At 70.4% G+C, this 18,032-nt stretch carries 12 protein-coding genes; 2 read left to right on the top strand and 10 right to left on the bottom strand.

Going from position 1 to position 18,032, the window contains the following annotated elements; genetic code table 11:
- Window positions 1–76: 76 nt before the first annotated feature.
- The 5 genes from ABZ939_RS29805 to ABZ939_RS29785 all read right to left on the bottom strand — a co-directional run bounded on the left by ABZ939_RS29805 (window position 77) and on the right by ABZ939_RS29785 (window position 8,998).
- Window positions 77–2,047 (bottom strand): PIG-L family deacetylase, encoded by a 1,971-nt coding sequence (locus ABZ939_RS29805; protein ID WP_361861805.1) that lies wholly within the window; start codon window positions 2,045–2,047, stop codon window positions 77–79.
- Between the two features lie 26 nt (window positions 2,048–2,073).
- A complete protein-coding gene (locus ABZ939_RS29800) occupies window positions 2,074–4,947 on the bottom strand; it encodes a stealth conserved region 3 domain-containing protein (RefSeq protein WP_361861802.1) in 2,874 nt (957 codons plus the stop codon).
- A gap of 8 nt (window positions 4,948–4,955) precedes the next feature.
- Window positions 4,956–5,918: a hypothetical protein gene (locus ABZ939_RS29795; protein WP_361861833.1), complete on the bottom strand. Its 963-nt coding sequence runs from the start codon at window positions 5,916–5,918 to the stop codon at window positions 4,956–4,958.
- Window positions 5,918–7,744 (bottom strand): stealth family protein, encoded by a 1,827-nt coding sequence (locus ABZ939_RS29790; protein WP_361861800.1) that lies wholly within the window; start codon window positions 7,742–7,744, stop codon window positions 5,918–5,920. The genes ABZ939_RS29795 and ABZ939_RS29790 overlap by 1 nt, the downstream gene beginning before the upstream one ends.
- 171 nt (window positions 7,745–7,915) lie before the next feature.
- Window positions 7,916–8,998 carry a hypothetical protein gene (locus ABZ939_RS29785; protein WP_361861797.1) on the bottom strand — a complete coding sequence of 361 codons (1,083 nt, stop codon included), beginning with the start codon at window positions 8,996–8,998 and terminating at the stop codon, window positions 7,916–7,918.
- Between the two features lie 329 nt (window positions 8,999–9,327).
- Here ABZ939_RS29785 and ABZ939_RS29780 point away from each other — a divergent pair, with 329 nt between their 5' ends.
- Both ABZ939_RS29780 and ABZ939_RS29775 read left to right on the top strand, forming a co-directional pair.
- Window positions 9,328–10,389: an LCP family protein gene (locus ABZ939_RS29780; protein ID WP_361861795.1), complete on the top strand. Its 1,062-nt coding sequence runs from the start codon at window positions 9,328–9,330 to the stop codon at window positions 10,387–10,389.
- A gap of 12 nt (window positions 10,390–10,401) precedes the next feature.
- Window positions 10,402–10,770: an NTP pyrophosphohydrolase gene (locus ABZ939_RS29775; RefSeq protein WP_361861793.1), complete on the top strand. Its 369-nt coding sequence runs from the start codon at window positions 10,402–10,404 to the stop codon at window positions 10,768–10,770.
- Here ABZ939_RS29775 and ABZ939_RS29770 read toward each other — a convergent pair.
- The 5 genes from ABZ939_RS29770 to ABZ939_RS29750 all read right to left on the bottom strand — a co-directional run bounded on the left by ABZ939_RS29770 (window position 10,767) and on the right by ABZ939_RS29750 (window position 17,952).
- On the bottom strand, window positions 10,767–12,284 hold the full coding sequence (locus ABZ939_RS29770) for an amino acid permease (RefSeq protein WP_361861790.1): 1,518 nt from the start codon (window positions 12,282–12,284) through the stop codon (window positions 10,767–10,769). The two genes, ABZ939_RS29775 and ABZ939_RS29770, sit on opposite strands and share 4 nt — an antisense overlap.
- Window positions 12,285–12,436: 152 nt before the next feature.
- Window positions 12,437–14,365: a 1-deoxy-D-xylulose-5-phosphate synthase gene (gene dxs, locus ABZ939_RS29765; RefSeq protein ID WP_361861787.1), complete on the bottom strand. Its 1,929-nt coding sequence runs from the start codon at window positions 14,363–14,365 to the stop codon at window positions 12,437–12,439.
- Between the two features lie 206 nt (window positions 14,366–14,571).
- Entirely contained in the window at window positions 14,572–15,849 is a 1,278-nt protein-coding gene (locus ABZ939_RS29760; RefSeq protein WP_361861831.1) for a sugar ABC transporter permease, read from the bottom strand.
- A gap of 14 nt (window positions 15,850–15,863) precedes the next feature.
- Window positions 15,864–16,670: an ATP-binding cassette domain-containing protein gene (locus ABZ939_RS29755; protein WP_329114700.1), complete on the bottom strand. Its 807-nt coding sequence runs from the start codon at window positions 16,668–16,670 to the stop codon at window positions 15,864–15,866.
- Between the two features lie 181 nt (window positions 16,671–16,851).
- Window positions 16,852–17,952 (bottom strand): substrate-binding domain-containing protein, encoded by a 1,101-nt coding sequence (locus tag ABZ939_RS29750; RefSeq protein WP_361861783.1) that lies wholly within the window; start codon window positions 17,950–17,952, stop codon window positions 16,852–16,854.
- Between the last annotated feature and the right edge of the window lie 80 nt (window positions 17,953–18,032).

Here is an 18,032-nt window from a genome sequence, read left to right as displayed (position 1 = left end):
AACGGCGAACGGCCCCGGCACCTGAGGAAGGTGCCGGGGCCGTTCGCGTACGCGCTGTGCCGTGCCGTCGCGGGGATCAGCCGGCCGTGGCCCAGGGGCCGAAGGCGCCCGAGCGAGGCGCGGTCTCGCGGACCGTGTGGAGGCGGGCGTCCTGGCCGATGACGGCGACGACGGCGTGGCCGGCGGCGTCGAAGGCGGCACCCGGGGCATGGGTGATCGCCCCGCCGAGGGCGGTGGTGGGCAGCTCGGACCAGGGGCCCTCGGCCGGGTGGTAGCGGTGGGCGAGGCCGCCCAGGTCGCTGCGGCCGATCAGCAGGGTGCCGTAGTCGGGGTGCGGACCGGGCGCCGCGACGACGGGGCCGAAGCCGCCTCGGCCGCCGAGGGAGGCCGCGGGACTGTTCCAGCGTCCGCCGGGGGCGTCCTCCTCGGCCAGCAGGATCTGCCCGTTGCCCGGGGCGCGGTAGACGGTCATCACGCGCCCGTTGGGCTGGAGGACCGCGGTGCAGGGGCCCGCGGCGGTGGCCAGCTTGAAGCGCGGGGCCCGGTTGAGCGTCTCCTCGATGGTGCCCTGCGACCAGTGGAAGACGCCTTCGCGGCTGGCGCCGAAGACCTCGACCCGGCCGTCGTGGGCGGTGAGCGGGGCGATGCCCTCCTGGAGGTCGTACCCGCGCAGGTCGTCCCACTCGCCCCAGGTGCCGTCGGCGGCCCGGATGCGGCTGTGCAGGCCCTGTCCCGCGTTGCGTACGAAGAGATGCAGCCGGCCGTAGCCGTCGCGGGTGACGGCGGGGCCGCCCAGGTGCCGGTCGCGGCGCGGGTCTCCGGCCGACGGGTTGCCGAGCGAGGCCCACTCGGTGAACAGGCCGTCGGGGGTGGTCTGTTCGGTCACGACGATCTCCCGGACGTGGGAGTCGTCGGCGGCCAGGTGGGACAGTCGCTGCGCGAAGACCGTCCAGCGGCCGTCGAGGGTCAGATGGGCCGCGAGGCCGGGTGCGAGCGGTCCGCCGCCGAGGAGGAACGGGCCGCGCCACTGGCCGGTCGCCGGGCCCGATTCGACCCACACGGCGGCCTGCTGGTTGACGACGGCGAAGGCGGTGAGCCGGCCGCGAGCATCCTGGGCCAGCCAGTTCACGCCGACGGGGTAGCGCGGGGCCGTGCTCTGCACCCAGCCCGGGCCACGGGAGTTGAGGCCCACCGAGTAGTCGCCGCTGCCGGCCGGGTCGCCGCAGTCGTAGCCGTCGGCGGCGCCGTAGATGTTGAGGAAGAACTCCTTGAGCGAGACGGCCTGCGGGCTCAGGTTGTGCGGCCAGCGCTCGTTGTAGTAGCCGCGGAACGCCTCGACGGTGAAGTTCCGTCCGTCGCCCGGACCCTGGTACTGGTTCAGGGCCTCCCAGGCGAAGAGCGCGGTGGCGGTGTGGTCGCAGTGGTCGGAGAGGTCCCCGAAGTCGTGGCGCTGGGGGAACTTCTCGTCGTGGACGAGCCGGTCGGGGTCGGGGTCCATGGTGCGGACCGTGGTGGCCCGGAAGAGACCGAGGAGCTGGACCAGCGTGGAGACCAGGCCCGCCCGGGTGTACCAGTACGGCTCGGGAACCAGCCCGCCGGCCGGGACGAGGGTGGGGACCTGCTCGGTCTCGCCGTGCCAGAGCACGTGCAGGGAGCGGGCGGGGCCCTCGGGGTCGCCGTGCTGGCGGATGTTGAGGAAGACGAGGGTGACCCAGGGGGCGTCGGCGAGGGAGTAGACCTCGGCGACGGTTCCGGCGACGGTGGTGAGCGTGGCGGGCTTCCAGGCCGCGGTCCGGTCGCCGAGGACCATCGTCGCGTAGGCCGCCTTGAGGCCGTTCTGCCGGGCCTTGCCGTACGCCGCGCGGTCGGCGACGACCGGCTCGGTCTGCAGCGGGCGTGGGTTCTCGCCGTAGGAGTCGCCGTTGGTGAGATAGATCGTCGTGGTGGGCGTGCCTGCCTTCATGGCCTGGAAGGTGACCGGGTTCATGAAGTAGAGGTCGTCGTCCGGATGCGCCACGATCTGGACCACGGATGCGCCGGTGCTCACAGGGGTCGTCCCTTCGTCGGTGTGGTTCACAGCGGCCATCCCGGCAGGTATCCGGCGTGGAAGCGCTGGTTGCGCGGAGATCCCGCCTCGAACTGGCTCGCGACGGGGAAGTAGCTCGGCAGGAAGGCCGCGAGGGTCGCGTCCTGCTCGTCCTCGGAGACGTCTCCGTCGTGGTAGTCGTTCAGACAGAAGACGTCGTTGGGGCGGGCCGAGAGCAGCTTGTTCAGCCGGGGCTTCTGCTCGCTCAGGCCCACGTTGACGAAGCCGCACGAGATGGATCCGGGGACGCTGCGCTGGGTGTGGTAGCCGTAGTAGTGGTGCAGGGAGGAGGCGACGGAGACGTCGCTGTGGCTGCGCAGCCGGCTCGCGGCGGTGACCGAGACGGCGTCCCAGTACTGCTGCTCGATGTCGGCCAGAACACTGCGCCGCAGCGGGTGCGGAGCGTGCAGGAAGGAGTGGGCGAGGACCTGGCCGAAGGAGCCGTGGATCAGCGCGCGGTTGTTCTTGGCCGCCGACATGTTGAACTCGTCGCCGTCGGAGGCGGGCGCCATGGGCACGGAGGTGGGCGACATGAAGTGCTTCGCCGTGCCGTTGCCCAGGAAGAACATGCTCGGGGTGAGCGTGCGGCCGACGAACACGTCGTCGTTGAAGTAGAGGAAGTGCTCGGAGAGCCCCTCGATGTGGTGGAGCTGGCTCTCGATGGCGTGCGAGTTGTACGTCGGGAGCTGTCCGCGGTCGCCGAAGATCTCCGTGTGGTCGACGACGCGCACGCGGGGGTGGCTCCGGTCCAGCCACTCGGGCGCCTGGTTGTCGGCGACGATGTAGATGTTCCGGATCCAGGGCGCGTACATGTCGATGGAGCGCAGCGAGTAGCGCAGCTCGTCGCGGTTGCGGAAGCGGGCCGCGCTGGTGGCCGCGCTCTCGGTCGCCATGCCCATGGAGGCCAGGACCGCGTTCTTCCGCTCCTGCCAGACGATGTCGCCGCCGTTGACCCAGGTGTAGACGGCGTCGACGGGGAAGTCGACGTCGCCGTGGAGGGTGTGGCCGAAGGGCGCGATCGAGGTGTACGCGCGTCCGCCGAGGGTCATGGTGGACCGGTTCATGGCCCGCAGGGGGATGCGGTCGCCGATGAGGGTGCGGGCGGGCGCCTTGAGGTACTCCTCGTCCTCGGGGTCGTTGTCCCAGAACGAGATGGTGCAGCCGTAGACGGCTCCCAGGCGCAGGGTGCGGGAGCGGGACACGGCGCTCTGGTAGACGCGGACGCCTGAGCAGGGCGTGTCCAGGTAGTCGTTGACGAGGCCGGCGAGCACGGTGGCGATGGCGTGCTGGCCTTCGTTGAGCACGGTCGCGTAGACGGCCTCGGAGGCGTACATGTCGGCGAGTGTCTTGAGCACCTGCTCGCGGTACGACGCGTGTACGGCGACGGTGTGGCGGACCATGTGGTCACGGACCACCGCGTACGGGATGCGTGCTGCGTCCAGGGCGTTGGCGGCGAGGGCGAGGTTGTGCTGGACGACGTCCCAGGGGGACTCCCACTCCAGCAGTCTGCACAGCTGGCCGCCGTCGCGGACCAGGCCCCTGTTCCCCGACAGGATGCGGTTCTCCAGGGTGCGCTGGTTGCCGGAGCGGACGGTGCTGGCGGGGGCCGGTGCCGCCTTGGCGGCCTGTCCCTCGGGGCCGCTGTGGACGGCGTGGACGGCCTCGCGTTCTGCCTTGGCCACGGCGCGTCGGCCGCTGTCGCGCTCGGCCAGGAGTTCGGTGAACAGCCGCTCCCAGGTCGCGGTGACGACGGTGGGAGAGAAGCGGCCGATGGAGTCGAAGGCCGCGGCGCCCATCTGGTGGCGCAGCTGCTGGTCCTCGATCAGCCGCAGCAGGACGGAGGTGAGCGCCTCGGTGTCGCCGGAGGGCACCAGCACGCCGGTCCGGCCGTCGATGATGATCTCGCGCGGTCCGTTGGGGCAGTCGTACGAGACGACGGGCACGCCGGCGGCCTGGGCCTCGATCAGCACCAGCGGGAACGCCTCGTTGGTGGAGGTCATGAGGGCGATGCTGGCCTTGGCCCACTCCTCGGCCAGGTGCGGGGAGTTGCCGTTGAGCTGGACGCAGTCGTGCAGGCCGAGGGCGTCGATCTGGCGGCGCAGGGCGCCGCTGAGCGGGCCGTCACCGAAGATCCGCAACTGCCAGGAGGGGTGGTGTCGGGAGATGGTGGCCCAGGCGTTGAGGGCGTGGTCGATGCGCTTCTCGCTGACGAGCCGGCCCGCGATGACCACGGTGCGGGTCTCCAGGGTGGACCGCGGGCGGAAGCCGGTGGGCAGCGCGTTGGGGACGACCTCGAGGCGGGGGGCTGCCGCGCCGAGGGTCTCGGCGAACCAGTCGCGGGTCCGCTCGCTGAGCAGCGCCAGGGCGTCGAGCCGGGCGGAGTGACGCAGCAGCGGCTCGCCGGTGGCACCGCGCAGTTCGGAGACGCGGTGCTCCTGGTGGACGGTGATCACCCGGGAGGGGGCGAGGTGCACGGCGAGCGCCATCAGGGCGGGCGTGGTGGTGACCAGGATGTCGGTGTCGGTGTCCTGGAGCGCGAGTTCGAGCTCGACGTCGGAGAGCCGGTTGAAGGCGGCCTCCCAGGCCCGGTCGACGATCCGGCTCGGCTGGGCGGCGAGGCCCGACCAGATCGAGTCGTCGACATCGGTGGCGCGCAGCGGCCGGGGCGTGGTGCCGGTGGTGTCGACCAGGTAGCTGACGCGAACCCGCTCGTCGGGTGAGAAGAACTGCTGTGCCTTGCTCTTGAAGACGCTGAGGACCCGCACGTCGTGGCGGTCGGCGAGCTCGGACGCCTGGGTGAAGATGGCGCGCTCGGTGCCGCCCACGGTGTCGGCCGTGGTCAGAAGGAATGTGATCTTCATGGGGTGTTTCAGCCTGCCTCGGGCATACGGGTGCAGGTGACCCGGAGATTGCCCGCCGGGGTGTAGCGGGGCTGGACGATCATCGGCGCCTGCCCGCGGGGGGTGACGGCGATGCTGCGCATCGCGAAGACGCGCAGCGGGTTGCGGACGTCGTGGAGCCGGCGGCCGAGGCGCATTCGACGCGTCGTCTGGGAGCAGACGGCGACGTCCCAGTGTTCGGGTCGGGCCTTGCGTGGGGTCATCTCGTCGAGGGGGACGGTGACGCGCCAGGTGTCGGGCCCGGCCGGGCGCACGTCCTGGCGCAGCCGGCGGCCGGAGGCGGTGAACTCCGCCCAGGGGTCGGTGACCTCGGTGCCGAGGAGGCGGAAGTCGACCTCGATGCCGCTGTGCGCGATGTGCACCTTGACGACCTCGGCGCCCGGCCGGGCCGCCGCGGCGACGATCCGGACGTTGCCGGTGACGGAGCGGCCGACACGGTAGCGGGCTCCGGTGACGGGCGACGCCTGCATGGGCTTGGTCGGGCCGTCGTACGGGACAGGGGGCTCGACGAGCAGCAGCGGGAGCGTCCTGGAGCGGCGGCCCTGCCGCAGCCGGAGCCGTACCTTCCAGCGGCCGTCGGCGACGGGGGCGCCGCCGAGTTCGGCTCCGAGCAGGACGGCGGCGTCCATGAGGACGGTGTCGGCGCTGCCCCGGTAGACGCGGGCCTCGGTGCGGTGGCGGACCCGGCCGCGGCGCAGCACGATGTCCGCCCGGTCGGGCAGACCGGCCGAGCGGGGCAGCTCCGCATGGAAGTTGACGGTCTGTCCGTCGAGGACGGCCGCGTAGTGGAGCCGTGCGGTGCGCTGTGCCCGCAGGGGGAGGAAGACGTGCAGCATGAGGCGGCTGCGCCAGTCGACGGCGCGCGCGTAGAGCCGCTGGCGGAGGGCGGCGGCTCTGCCGCGCAGCCCCGCCGTTCGGTTCGGTCCGGACATCATGCGTGGGCGCTTCTCGTGTCTGCCGGGCTCGGTGCCGCCTGGCGTTGCGTGGGTATGGCGGTGAGGTCGGTCGTCTCGAAGGGGCTGGGGACGGGGAAGTACGTGTTGAGGAAGCGGTCGACCATGCGGGCCTGGGCGTCCTTGTCCTTGGGGACCACGGTGTCGTTGATGCAGAAGGTGTCGAAGTTCCGCTGGGCGACCAGGTTGTTCAGACGCCGCTGGGCCAGTTCGTCGGCGAGGTCGATGTAGACGTAGCGGATGTCGCCCTCCGTCGCCCGCGCCGAGTGGTAGGCGTAGTAGTGGTGCAGGGACGAGGCGATGGGTACGTCCTCGGGTGAGCGGAAGCGCGCGTGCTGCGTCAGGAGGTGGGCCTCGGGGTACGTCCGCTCGATCTCGTCGAGGACGCTGACGCGCAGCGCGTGCGGGGTGTGCTTCATCTTCTGGGAGATGACGGTGCCGAACTGCTGCGCAATGAGTCCGCGGCTGTTCTTCCCGGCGGCGTTGACGGGGAGGTCGCCGGGGTCGCGCCGACCCGCCGGGATGAGGGCCTTGGACATGAAGAACTTGGTCAGGCCATTGGGGTGGAAGAAGCGGCCGGGGTGGACCGGGCGGCCGAAGAACACGTCGTCGTTGAGGTAGAGGAAGTGCTCGGAGAGCCCCTCGATGTGGTGCAGCTGGCTCTCGATGGCGTGCGAGTTGAAGGTCGGCAGCGCGGCGTGGTCGCTGAAGATGTCCCGGTGGTCGACCACGGTGATGCCCGGGCAGCCGGTGTCGAGCCACGACGGGACCTGTCCCGCGGTGACCAGGTAGATGTGGCGGACCCACGGCGCGTACTGGTGGATCGAGCGCAGGGAGTAGCGCAGCTCGTCGCGGCTGGTGTAGCGGGCGTCGTTGGCGGCCTGCTCGTGCAGGGCGCGGCCGGGCCCCGTGCCGCGGCGGGCGGCGTCGCGGCCGGCCCGCCACACGGGGTCGGAGTCGTCGACCCAGGTGTAGACGACGTCGATGGGGAAGTGATGGTCGCCGGGGAGCGGGGCGGTGAACTCGGGAAGCGTCTTGGCGTGTCCCGTGTAGTAGGCGTGAGGGACCGGGCTGAACAGCTTCTGCTCGGCCCAGCTGCGCGCGGGGGTGTCCGGGGTCTCGGACATGACGCGGTTGGGCCTGGGGGCGATCAACTCGCCGTCGCGTTCGGTCCAGAACTCGAGGTCGCACCCGGATTCGTCACCGAAGATCAGGGTCTCGGTGGGGTCGCAGACGTGCCACGCCAGCCGGAGCACCCCGGCGCCCTTGACGCGGCGCCAGCTCTTGGCGGTGGCGCCGGGCCGAGAGGGGCCGGAGGGAAGGCCGACATAGCCGGGTTCGGGCCCGAAGGCGATCCGGAGGAGTTCCTCTACGTCGGCGCGGCGGCGCGCCGGCACGGCGACGCAGGGGGTGTCGTTCGAGGTGCCGCGGACGCAGAAGTAGTCGATCTCGGCCTCTTCGAGGACGGCGATCAGCATGTGGAGGTTCCGGGCGCGGGCGGCCCAGGCGGTCGCGCCGGGGACGACGGCGGCCCAGGTGTGCCGCTTTCCGACGCGTACGACCCGGAGGTGGGCGTCCACGCTGTGCTTGGCGGGCCGGCGGTTGCCGCCGAGGAGCCAGACGACCAGGGCGGATCGCATCGAGTCGACGAGGGAGAGCGTTCCCATGACGGCGTTGCGCAGCGGCCGGGGCACGCGACGCACGATCCGGCGACGGGCGCGCAGCGGTATCAACGATCGATAAGTCGACACCAACGCGCTCGCCTCAGGGTTATTGAGGCTGCTGACCACAGAACTCCGCACCATCCCACGACGGCCGTGCGGCCTCACCCAGCGGCGCCATCAGCGCTGGGTGCGGCCGCACTCCTGAGGGTCGACCTCAGCACCCCCCCTGGAGCACCTGCGCGGACCCGACTAGTACATGCGTGCGACAGGTCGAACGGGCCCCCCGGCCCTGACCAGCCGCACACAAGATATTCACATTATTGAACGCCACGTGTCCAGCAGGATTCCTTCGGATGACCGCTTCTGACGCGTGGTGATCAACACAGGACCTTCACCGACCGCGGCGGCGACAAGACCTCCGTCCAGCCCCTGCTCGAGAGTGGTGAGCAGGGGGCCATGCGGCTGCCCCGTCTCCGCCCACCAGGCGCCGGCCATCTCCTGCTCGGCCGGGTACGCGGCCAACGAGAGCCGCCCGTCGGCGGACTGCTGGGCCAGTACGGTGCAGTCGACGCCGTCGATCCGGCAGCGCGACGCGGCGAGCGGCCCCGTGCCCACGGCGGCGATGAAGGGCATCGCCTGCGGCGAGCGCCCCGGGGACCAGACGCAGACGCGCCCTTCCTTGTCGCAGTAGTAGAGCGAGACGTGCCCCGAAGGCCCGGTGACCGCGGCCAGGGTGCCGAACGTCACCTCCGCGGGCACCACGTCCTGCCGGACGGGTACGCCGCCGGGCTCCTCCTGGACGTACCGCAGGAGCCCCTGTGCCGTCGCCGTGTACAGCTCGACGAGACCCGCGCCGTTGACGGCCGCGACCGGCGAGGGGTCCGTGCCCCAACCGTTCAGGTCCCACCACGGGTGCCAGCCACCGCTCTCCTTCTGGGCCCGCACGCTGAGTCCGCCGCCGCCGTTACGGGTGAAGACGTAGGCGCACCCTTTGGCGTCGACCGCCACGCTCGGGTTGCCGGTCCACGGGGCACGGCCGTTCGAATGCCCGAGGGAACGCCACTCCGCCGCCGGACGGCCCGTCTGGTACTGGGTGGCATGCACCAGTTCGACGTGGTCGTCACCGCTGCTCGTGGGGCGCAGCCCCACCAGGTGGACATAGCGGTCGGGCCCCTGACCGACCGCCAGGATGGGCAGCAGGCCACCGCCGCCGAGCGAGACCGCCTCGCTCCAGCTGCCGTCGGCGGACTCGGTCCAGCGCACCACCTCCCCGCCCCAGGGCAGGTACACGCTGAAGCGGCCTTCCACGCCACGGGTCAGCCAGCCGCCGCGCAACTGCGGGAAGGTGAACTGCTCCCGGGATCGGGTGGTCGGGTCCTCGGTTCGATAAGCCATGGGTCCAGCACTCCGGTCGAAAGGTCAGGGAAAGCGGGTCGGGGAAGGTCGGGGTCGGGGGCGCGAGCGGGGCCTCGGGGGCGGGGTCGGGCGTACGGTTCGATGAGGTTGAAGGATGTGCGAATCCGTTCGACGGACTGCTGTTCGTGGACTTTAGTCGGTGGCCTGTACGATCTCTCCACGCCGTCGGCCCCTGCCGACGCCGCCCCGGACCCCTCCACCGCCCCATGGGCGTGCTCCAGGGCCACAGCGCGTGTCCCCCCACAACGCGGCGACCGCCGCCGTGCGGTGACGCACGACACCCGACCGGGCCCGGAGATTGGAACGACATGACGCAGAGTGATTCCAGCGCATCGCGGGGCCGGCGTGGACCCCGGCGTCGACGTCGCGGGTTGAAGATCTTCGGTCTGACCCTCCTCGTCCTCCTCCTCGCCGCGGGCGGCACCGCCTACTGGATGTACAGCAGCCTCGACAGCAACATCAAGGGCGTCGACTTCAACAAGGCGCTCGGCGACGACCGGCCGCAGAAGCTTCCGACCTCCGGTCAGAACCTGCTGGTGCTCGGTTCCGACTCGCGCGCCGGGGCCAACTCGGCGCTGGACGGCGGGAAGGTCAGCGGCGCGCGCGCCGACACCGCCCTGGTCGTCCACATACCCGAGGGCCGCACCGAGGCCGTCGCCATCAGTATCCCCCGCGACACCCTGGTGACCCGGCCCGAGTGCGAGAAGAGGGGTGGCGGCAGCACCCCCTCCGCGCGGCGCGTGATGTTCAACTCCGTGTACGCGCAGTACGGTCCGGCCTGTGTGATGAAGACCGTCGAGAAGATGAGCGGCGTGCGGCTCGACCACTACCTGGAGATCGACTTCGCGGGCTTCAAGGACCTGGTCGACGCGATCGGCGGCGTCACCGTCGACATCGAGGAGCCCATCAGGAACGGCGCGGCCGGGCTCGACCTCGACGCCGGTCCGCAGAAGCTCGACGGCACGCAGTCCCTCGCGTTCGTACGGACCCGGTACGGCGTCGGGGACGGCAGCGACCTCGGCCGGATCGGTAACCAGCAGAAGTTCCTGATGGCGCTGCTCACCGAGGTCAAGCGGCAGGACCTGCTCGGGAGCCCGGCCAAGACCTACGAGGTGGCGAGTTCCGCGACCAAGGCGCTGACCACCGACTCGGAGCTGGACTCGCTGAAGTCGCTCAGCGAGTTCGCGCGCTCCCTGAACGGTGTCGACCCGAGCCGCATGGAGACGATCATGCTGCCGGTGGCGTACGACAAGAAGGACCCGAACCGCGTCGTCGCGGCGGAGCCGAACGCGTCACGGCTGTGGAAGGCGATCCGGGAGGACGCGCCGATCCCCGCGTCGGCGAAGAAGTCCCCCGCGACCGGCGGCTGACATCCTGTCCGCATGGACCGGGAACTGCCTCTGCTGATCGTCGACGGCGCCAACGTGGTGGGCTCCGTCCCCGACGGCTGGTGGAGGGACCGGCGGGCCGCCGCAGAGCGGCTGCGCGACCGGCTCGCGGCCGGGGGCGGGCCCGAGGGCGGCCCCTTCGAGGTCGTGCTGGTCGTGGAGGGCCGGGCCCGCGGCGTGGAGTCCGTGCCCGGCGTACGGGTCGAGGAGGCGCCGGGCAGCGGCGACGACCTCATCGTGGACCTGGCCCGGAACGCGGCCGGTCGGCCGTGCCTGGTGGTCACGGCCGACCGGGAACTGCGCCGGCGGGTGGGCGAGTACGGGGCCCGGTGCGTGGGCCCGCGCGCGGTCCTGGAGGGCTAGTACAGCGCGTCCGGGCCTGCCTTGCCGAGACGGCTGTGGGAGCGGCCGTACAGGAAGTACACGACGATGCCGAGGGCCATCCAGACCGCGAAGCGGAACCAGGTCTCGCCCGGCAGGTTGAGCATCAGCCAGAGCGACGCGGCGATGGAGGCGATCGGCAGCACCGGCACCCACGGCGTGCGGAACGCGCGGTGCAGGTCCGGGCGGGTGCGGCGCAGGACCATCACGCCGAAGGCGACCATCACGAACGCGAAGAGCGTGCCGATGTTCACCAGGGTGGCGAGCTCGTTGATGCTGGTGAAGCCGGCCACGATCGCGATGATCACGCCGAGCAGGATGGTCGGCCGGTAGGGCGTCCTGAAGCGCGGGTGCGTGATGGAGAAGAACCGCGGCAGCAGCCCGTCCCGGCTCATCGCGAAGAACACCCGGGTCTGGCCGAGCAGCAGGATGAGGCAGACGGTGGTGAGGCCGACGGCCGCGCCGAAGCTGATCACACCCGCGTACCAGGGGTGCCCGGTGGCCTTGAACGCATCCGCGAGAGGGGCGCTGACGGACAGTTCGGAGTAGTGCTGCATACCGGTCACGACCAGCGCGACGGCGACGTAGAGCACGGTGCAGATGAACAGCGAGCCCAGGATGCCGCGCGGCATGTCGCGCTGCGGGAGCTTGGTCTCCTCGGCGGCCGTTGCCACCACGTCGAAGCCGATGAAGGCGAAGAAGACGACGGACGCGGCGGTGAAGATGCCCATGACGCCGAAGTTGGTCGGTTCGTAGCCGAAGATCGTCTCGACCAGCGGGGCGTCCCAGGCCGAGGCGCCGTCGGTCGGCGTCACCGCCTCGGGGATGAACGGGTCGTAGTTGTCGCCGACGATGAAGAACAGACCCGCGATGATCACGATCATGACCACGGTCACCTTGATGGCGACGACGAGGGCGGTGATCCGGGCCGAGAGCTTCATGCCGAGGACGAGGATCACCGTCAGCACCAGGACCAGCAGGAAGGCCAGGAGGTCGAAGGTGCCGCCGACGGCGTCCGGTCCGTTCAGCGAGGCCGGTAGATGCCAGTCCACGTTGTCCATCAGGGAGCGCACGTAGCCGGACCAGCCGACCGCGACCACCGCCGTGCCGAGCGCGAACTCGAGGACGAGGTCCCAGCCGATGATCCAGGCGGGCAGTTCGCCGATGGAGGCGTACGCGAAGGTGTACGCCGATCCGGCGACCGGGACCGTGGAGGCGAACTCGGCGTAGCACAGGGCCGCGAGCGCGCAGACGATGCCGGCGGCGACGAAGGCCAGCGCCGTGGCGGGTCCGGCGTTCTCCTTGGCCACCTTGCCGGTGAGCACGAAGATGCCCGTGCCGATGATGACTCCGACGCCGAAGACGGTCAGGTCCCAGGCGGAAAGGGATTTCTTGAGCGCGTGCTCGGGTTCCTCCGTGTCACGGATCGATTGCTCGACCGTTTTCGTCCGGAACATGCCGGTGCTCGCCTGTGGCGGCTGCTGGTCCGTGCTCACCGTCGTACCTCCGTACCGTCGGTCCCAGCACCCATGATCGAGACCCCGAAGGAGTGGCGCCTGTCGACGGAACGGGTTTCACACGAATGGGCCGGTCGGCCACCCCGTGGGGTGGTCCGACCGGCCCAATGATGACGCTCGGTGACCGGGAATCAGTCGCGGGCGGGTTCCACGGCCTGGCTGCCGGAGTCGAGAGCTCGGGGCAGGCCGTCGAGGCGCGAGACCAGGCCGGTGACCTGGCGGGCGATGTCCGGCGCCGTCAGACCGATCTCGGCCATGACCTCGGCGCGGGAGGCGTGGTCGAGGAAGCGCGGCGGGATGCCGAAGTCGCGCAGCGGTACGTCCACGCCGGCGTCGCGCAGGGCCTGCGCGACGGCCGAGCCGACACCGCCGACGCGGCTGTTGTCCTCGACGGTGACGACGACCCGGTGCTGCTCGGCGAGCGGGGCGAGCGCCTCGTCGACCGGCTTGACCCAGCGGGGGTCGACGACGGTCGTGGTGATGCCCTGCTTGTCGAGCAGATCGGCGATCTCCAGGCACATCGGCGCGAGCGCGCCGACGGAGACCAGCAGGACGTCGGGCCGGTCCGTGCCGGCCTCGCGGAGCACGTCCATGCCGCCGACGCGGCGCAGGGCCGGAACTGCGGGGCCGACGGCGCCCTTGGAGAAGCGGACGACGGTCGGCGCGTCGGTGACCTCGACGGCCTCGCGCAGCTGGGCGCGGACCTGGTCGGCGTCGCGCGGGGCGGCGAGCCGCAGGCCGGGCACGACCTGGAGGATCGACATGTCCCACATGCCGTTATGGGAGGCGCCGTCGGTGCCGGTGATGCCGGCCCGGTCAAGCACGAAGGTGACACCGCACTTGTGCAGGGCCACGTCCATCAGGACCTGGTCGAAGGCGCGGTTGAGGAAGGTCGCGTAGACGGCGAAGACGGGGTGGAGTCCGCCGGTGGCGAGTCCGGCCGCGGAGACCGCGCCGTGCTGCTCGGCGATGCCGACGTCGTACACCCGGTCGGGGAAGGCCTTGGCGAACCGGTCGAGGCCGACGGGCTGGAGCATGGCCGCGGTGATCGCGACGATGTCCTCGCGCTCCTTGCCGAGCTCGACCATCTCCTGCGCGAAGACGCCGGTCCAGTCGGCGCCGGAGGAGGAGATCGGCAGGCCGGTGTCCGGGTGGATCTTGCCGACGGCGTGGAAGCGGTCGGCCTCGTCCTGGAGGGCGGGCTGGTAGCCGCGGCCCTTCTCGGTGAGGCAGTGGACGATCACCGGGCCGCCGAAGCGCTTGGCGCGCGTCAGGGCGGACTCCAGGGCCTCGATGTCGTGGCCGTCGATCGGACCGACGTACTTCAGGCCGAGGTCCTCGAACATGCCCTGCGGGGCGATGAAGTCCTTCAGGCCCTTCTTGGCGCCGTGCAGGGTCTCGTAGAGCGGCTTCCCGACGACGGGGGTGCGCTCCAGGATGTCCTTGCCGCGGGCGAGGAAGCGCTCGTAGCCGTCGGTGGTACGGAGCGTGGCCAGGTGGTTGGCGAGGCCGCCGATCGTGGGCGCGTAGGAGCGCTCGTTGTCGTTGACGACGATGACCAGCGGGCGGTCCTTGGCGGCGGCGATGTTGTTCAGCGCCTCCCAGGCCATGCCGCCCGTGAGGGCTCCGTCGCCGATGACGGCGACCACGTGGTCGTCCTTCTTCAGGACCTCGTTGGCCTTGGCCAGACCGTCGGCCCAGCCGAGGACGGTGGAGGCGTGCGAGTTCTCGATGACGTCGTGCTCGGACTCGGCCTGCGAGGGGTAGCCGGACAGGCCGCCCTTCATCTTGAGCTTCGAGAAGTCCTGGCGGCCGGTGAGCAGCTTGTGGACGTAGCTCTGGTGGCCGGTGTCGAAGAGGACCTTGTCCTTCGGGGAGTCGAAGACGCGGTGCAGGGCGATGGTCAGCTCGACCACGCCGAGGTTGGGGCCGAGATGGCCACCGGTCTTGGAGACGGCGTCCACGAGAAACGTCCGGATCTCTTCGGCCAGCTGGTCCAGCTGTTCCGGGGAAAGCCGGTCCAGATCGCGCGGTCCCCTGATACGGGTCAGCAATGCCACCCGTGCCTCCTTGCCATTGAGCTGGTCGAGCTTGCCGATTTGTCGAGTCTAATGTTCCGCCCCCGACGGTGGTCATCGGGCGGCGGGTTGCGCGTCACACGTGTGGCCGACACACCGCTGAGCGTACGGGCGGTGCACAGGGCCAGACGCAGCAGTGCCCGGCGCCGGTTCTCCGGCGCCGAGCACTGTGGAGTACGTAACAGAGGCTACGCGCGACCAGCGGTCTTCTGGGTCCTCCGCGAGACCGAGTCGATCACGACCGCGGCGAGGAGCACCGCGCCGGTGATCATGAACTGGATCTCGTTGGCCATGCCGATCATGTTCAGACCCTGCTGGATCGACTGAATGACGATCATGCCAAGGAGTGCCGACCAGACCTTGCCGCGGCCGCCGAAGAGGCTGGTGCCGCCGATCACGGCCGCCGCGATGACCAGCATCAGCGTGTTGCCGCTGCCGAGGCTCTTGGTGGCACCGCCGGAGAGGCTGGCCACGAAGAGGCCGCCGAAGGCGGCGAGCATGCCGGAGAGGCCGAAGACCAGGATCCGGATCCGGTCGACGTTGATGCCCGCGCGGCGGGCGGCCTCGGCGTTGCCGCCGACCGCGAAGACCTTGCGGCCGAACAGGGTGCGGCGGGCGACGAAGTCCGCGATCACCAGCACGGCGAGGAAGAGGACCAGGGCGAGCGGCAGACCGCGGGCGCCCTCGGGCTCGTTCAGGACGTAGGCGACGACGAAGCAGAGGATCGCTACGACGGCGGTGCGCAGCACGATCTCGCTGACCGGGCGGGCCGGCAGCGCCGCGGCCTTGCGGCGCTTGGCGTCGAGGAGCAGGGAGCCCGCGTAGGCGAGGACCGCCACGAGGGCCAGGCCGTACGCGGCGGCCTTGTCCTCGAAGTAGTACGCCGTCAGGTTCTCCACGATCGAGCCGGTGGGCGCGTTGATCGAGCCCTCCTTGCCCATCAGCCAGATCTGCAGGCCGCTCCAGCCGAGGAAGCCGGCGAGGGTGACCACGAAGGCCGGGACGCCGATCTTGGCGAAGAAGAAGCCGTGCAGCAGGCCGATGAGGAGGCCGGAGGCGACGGCGACGACGACCGACAGCAGGTCGTTCATGCCGTTGGTGACGTTGAGCACGGCCCAGACGGCGGCGCCGACGCCCGCGACCGAACCCATCGACAGGTCGATCTCGCCCAGGATGAGGACGAAGACGATTCCGACGGCCATGATGCCGAGGCCGGAGGAGTAGACCGCGATGTTGGCGACGGAGCTCGCGGAGAGGAAGTTGCCGTTCTGGACCTGGAAGACGACCGCGATGACGATCAGGCCCAGGACGACGGGCAGGGAGCCGAGTTCACCACCGCGGATCTTGCGGGTGAACTCGGTCCAGTAACCCTTGACGCCCTCCTCGCGGACCAGCAGGCGCGGGTCGACGGCGGGGATCGGGGCGGCGGAGGTCTCCGGGGCGGCGGGGGCCGCGGGCTCGGGGATCTTGGCGAGGTCGCTCACTTCGCGTCCTCCTTCGTGGCCGTGGCCGAGGCCGTACGGGCCTGCCGACGGGTCACGGCGTTGTCCGTGGCACCGGTGATGGCGGCGATGATCGTCTCGTGGGTGGTGTCCTTGACGTCGAAGACACCGTTGTTGCGGCCCAGGCGGAGGACCGCGACCTTGTCCGCGACGGCGCGGACGTCGGCCATGTTGTGGCTGATGAGGATGACGCCGTGGCCGCGCTCGCGCAGCCGCTCCACCAGGTCGAGCACCTGTGCGGTCTGCTCGACGCCCAGGGCGGCGGTGGGCTCGTCCAGGATGACGATCTTGGGGTCGCCGATCAGGGCGCGGGCGATGGCCACGACCTGACGCTGACCGCCGGAGAGCGCCGCGACCGGGATACGCACCGACGGGATGCGGATGGACAGGGTGTCCAGGAGCTCCTTGGCGCGCTTCTCCATCGCGATCTCGTCGAGGACGGACGCGGAGCGCAGCTCGCTGCCGAGGAAGAGGTTGGCGACGACGTCGAGGTTGTCGCAGAGCGCCAGGTCCTGGTAGACGGTGGCGACTCCGAGGTTCTGGGCGTCGTGGGGCTTGGTGATCTGGACGGGGTTGCCGTCCCACTCGATGACGCCTTCGTCGATCGGGTGAACACCCGAGATCGTCTTGACGAGGGTCGACTTGCCGGCGCCGTTGTCGCCGACCAGGGCGACGACCTCACCGGCGTGGATCTCCAGTTCTACGTCGGTGAGCACCTGGACGGCGCCGAACCGCTTGGAGACTCCGCGCAACGCCAGCACGGGCGTAGCGGACACGTGAATCATCTCCTTCGCCGCCTGACCGGCGGGGATGGTGGTGCGAGAAAGCACAGAGGGGGCTGTGGGAGGAGTCCGGCGCCCCGCCCCCGCTTGCGGGGCGTTGAACGGGGCGGGTGCGCCGGACCGGACCGGGGGGCCGCTTCGGAGGAGGTGGGTGCGGTCCGAAGGGCCGTACCGGCAGCGGGCTCTACTTGATGCCCGCCGCCTCGCAGGCCGCCTTGTACTCACCGACGCAGAGGGCCGCGGCCTCGTAGACGCCGTCCTTGATGATCGTGCCGGCGATGTTGTCCTTGGTGACGACCTGGGCGTCGTACAGCTTCGCCGGGATGTCCTTGAACTCACCGGTCAGGCTGGTGACCTTGGTGGGAACGAGGTCGTCGATCTTCTCGCCCTTGAGCAGGCGGACCGCGATCTCGGCCGTGGTCTCGGCCTCGGGCTTGATCTGCTTGTAGATCGTGAAGGACTGGTCGCCCTTCAGGATCCGCTGCAGACCGGCGAGTTCGGCGTCCTGGCCGCCGACCGGGACCTTGATGCCCTGCTTGGAGAGGGCGGTGATGATGCCGCCGGCCATGCCGTCGTTGGCCGAGTAGACGCCCTGGAAGCCGTCCTTGCCCAGGGAGTCGATGGCGGCACCCATCTTCTTGTTGGCCTCGTCCGGGGACCAGTCCGGGATGTCCTGCTCGTAGACGACCTTCTTGACGCCGGTGTCGAGGACGCTGTGCGCGCCCTTCTTGAACAGCGGGGCGTTCGGGTCGGTCGGCGAGCCGTTGATCATGACAACGTTGGCGTCCTTGGCCTTGTCGCCGAGCGCCTTCACCAGGCCCTCGCCCTGCAGGCGGCCGATCTTCTCGTTGTCGTACGACACGTAGGCGGAGATGGGGCCCTCGGCCAGACGGTCGTACGCGACGACCTTGACGCCCTTCTTCTCGGCCTGCTGGACCCAGGTCTTGGTGGCCTTGTAGTCGACCGAGTCCAGGATGATGACCTTCACGCCCTGCGTGACGAGCGCGTCGAACTGCTTCTTCTGCGTCTCGGTGTCCTGCGCGGCGTTGTTGTACTTGACCTCGCAGTCCGAGCAGAGGGCCTTGATCTTCGCCTCGATGATCGGGCGGTCGAAGGTCTCGTAACGCGTGGTCTTGTTCTCCGGCAGCAGCAGACCGATGGTCTTGCCGTCGCCGCCGTTCCCGCTTCCCGACTCGCTGTCGCCGGCCTTGCCACAGGCGGCGACGGAGAGGGCCATCGAAACGGCGGCCGTGCCTATGACGACGCGACGCGTCAATGCGTTCATGTGGGGTTGCCTCCCTGACGAGGCCGCGACATTGCGGCCGAGGTGGCTGGAAGTCAACTCGGCCGCACCCCCGACGTCAA

This window comes from Streptomyces sp. NPDC046712 (genome assembly GCF_040645695.1).
Lineage (GTDB): Bacteria > Actinomycetota > Actinomycetes > Streptomycetales > Streptomycetaceae > Streptomyces.
This window is presented reverse-complemented; position numbering and strand designations above follow the sequence as displayed.

Excerpts from the sequence above, each read along its gene's own strand:
- ABZ939_RS29800 (WP_361861802.1), bottom strand. The coding sequence starts at position 4,947 with ATGAAGATCACATTCCTTCTGACCACGGCCGACACCGTGGGCGGCACC.
- ABZ939_RS29795 (WP_361861833.1), bottom strand. The coding sequence starts at position 5,918 with ATGTCCGGACCGAACCGAACGGCGGGGCTGCGCGGCAGAGCCGCCGCC.
- ABZ939_RS29790 (WP_361861800.1), bottom strand. The coding sequence starts at position 7,744 with ATGGTGCGGAGTTCTGTGGTCAGCAGCCTCAATAACCCTGAGGCGAGC.
- ABZ939_RS29785 (WP_361861797.1), bottom strand. The coding sequence starts at position 8,998 with ATGGCTTATCGAACCGAGGACCCGACCACCCGATCCCGGGAGCAGTTC.
- ABZ939_RS29780 (WP_361861795.1), top strand. The coding sequence starts at position 9,328 with ATGACGCAGAGTGATTCCAGCGCATCGCGGGGCCGGCGTGGACCCCGG.
- ABZ939_RS29775 (WP_361861793.1), top strand. The coding sequence starts at position 10,402 with ATGGACCGGGAACTGCCTCTGCTGATCGTCGACGGCGCCAACGTGGTG.
- ABZ939_RS29755 (WP_329114700.1), bottom strand. The coding sequence starts at position 16,670 with ATGATTCACGTGTCCGCTACGCCCGTGCTGGCGTTGCGCGGAGTCTCC.
- ABZ939_RS29750 (WP_361861783.1), bottom strand. The coding sequence starts at position 17,952 with ATGAACGCATTGACGCGTCGCGTCGTCATAGGCACGGCCGCCGTTTCG.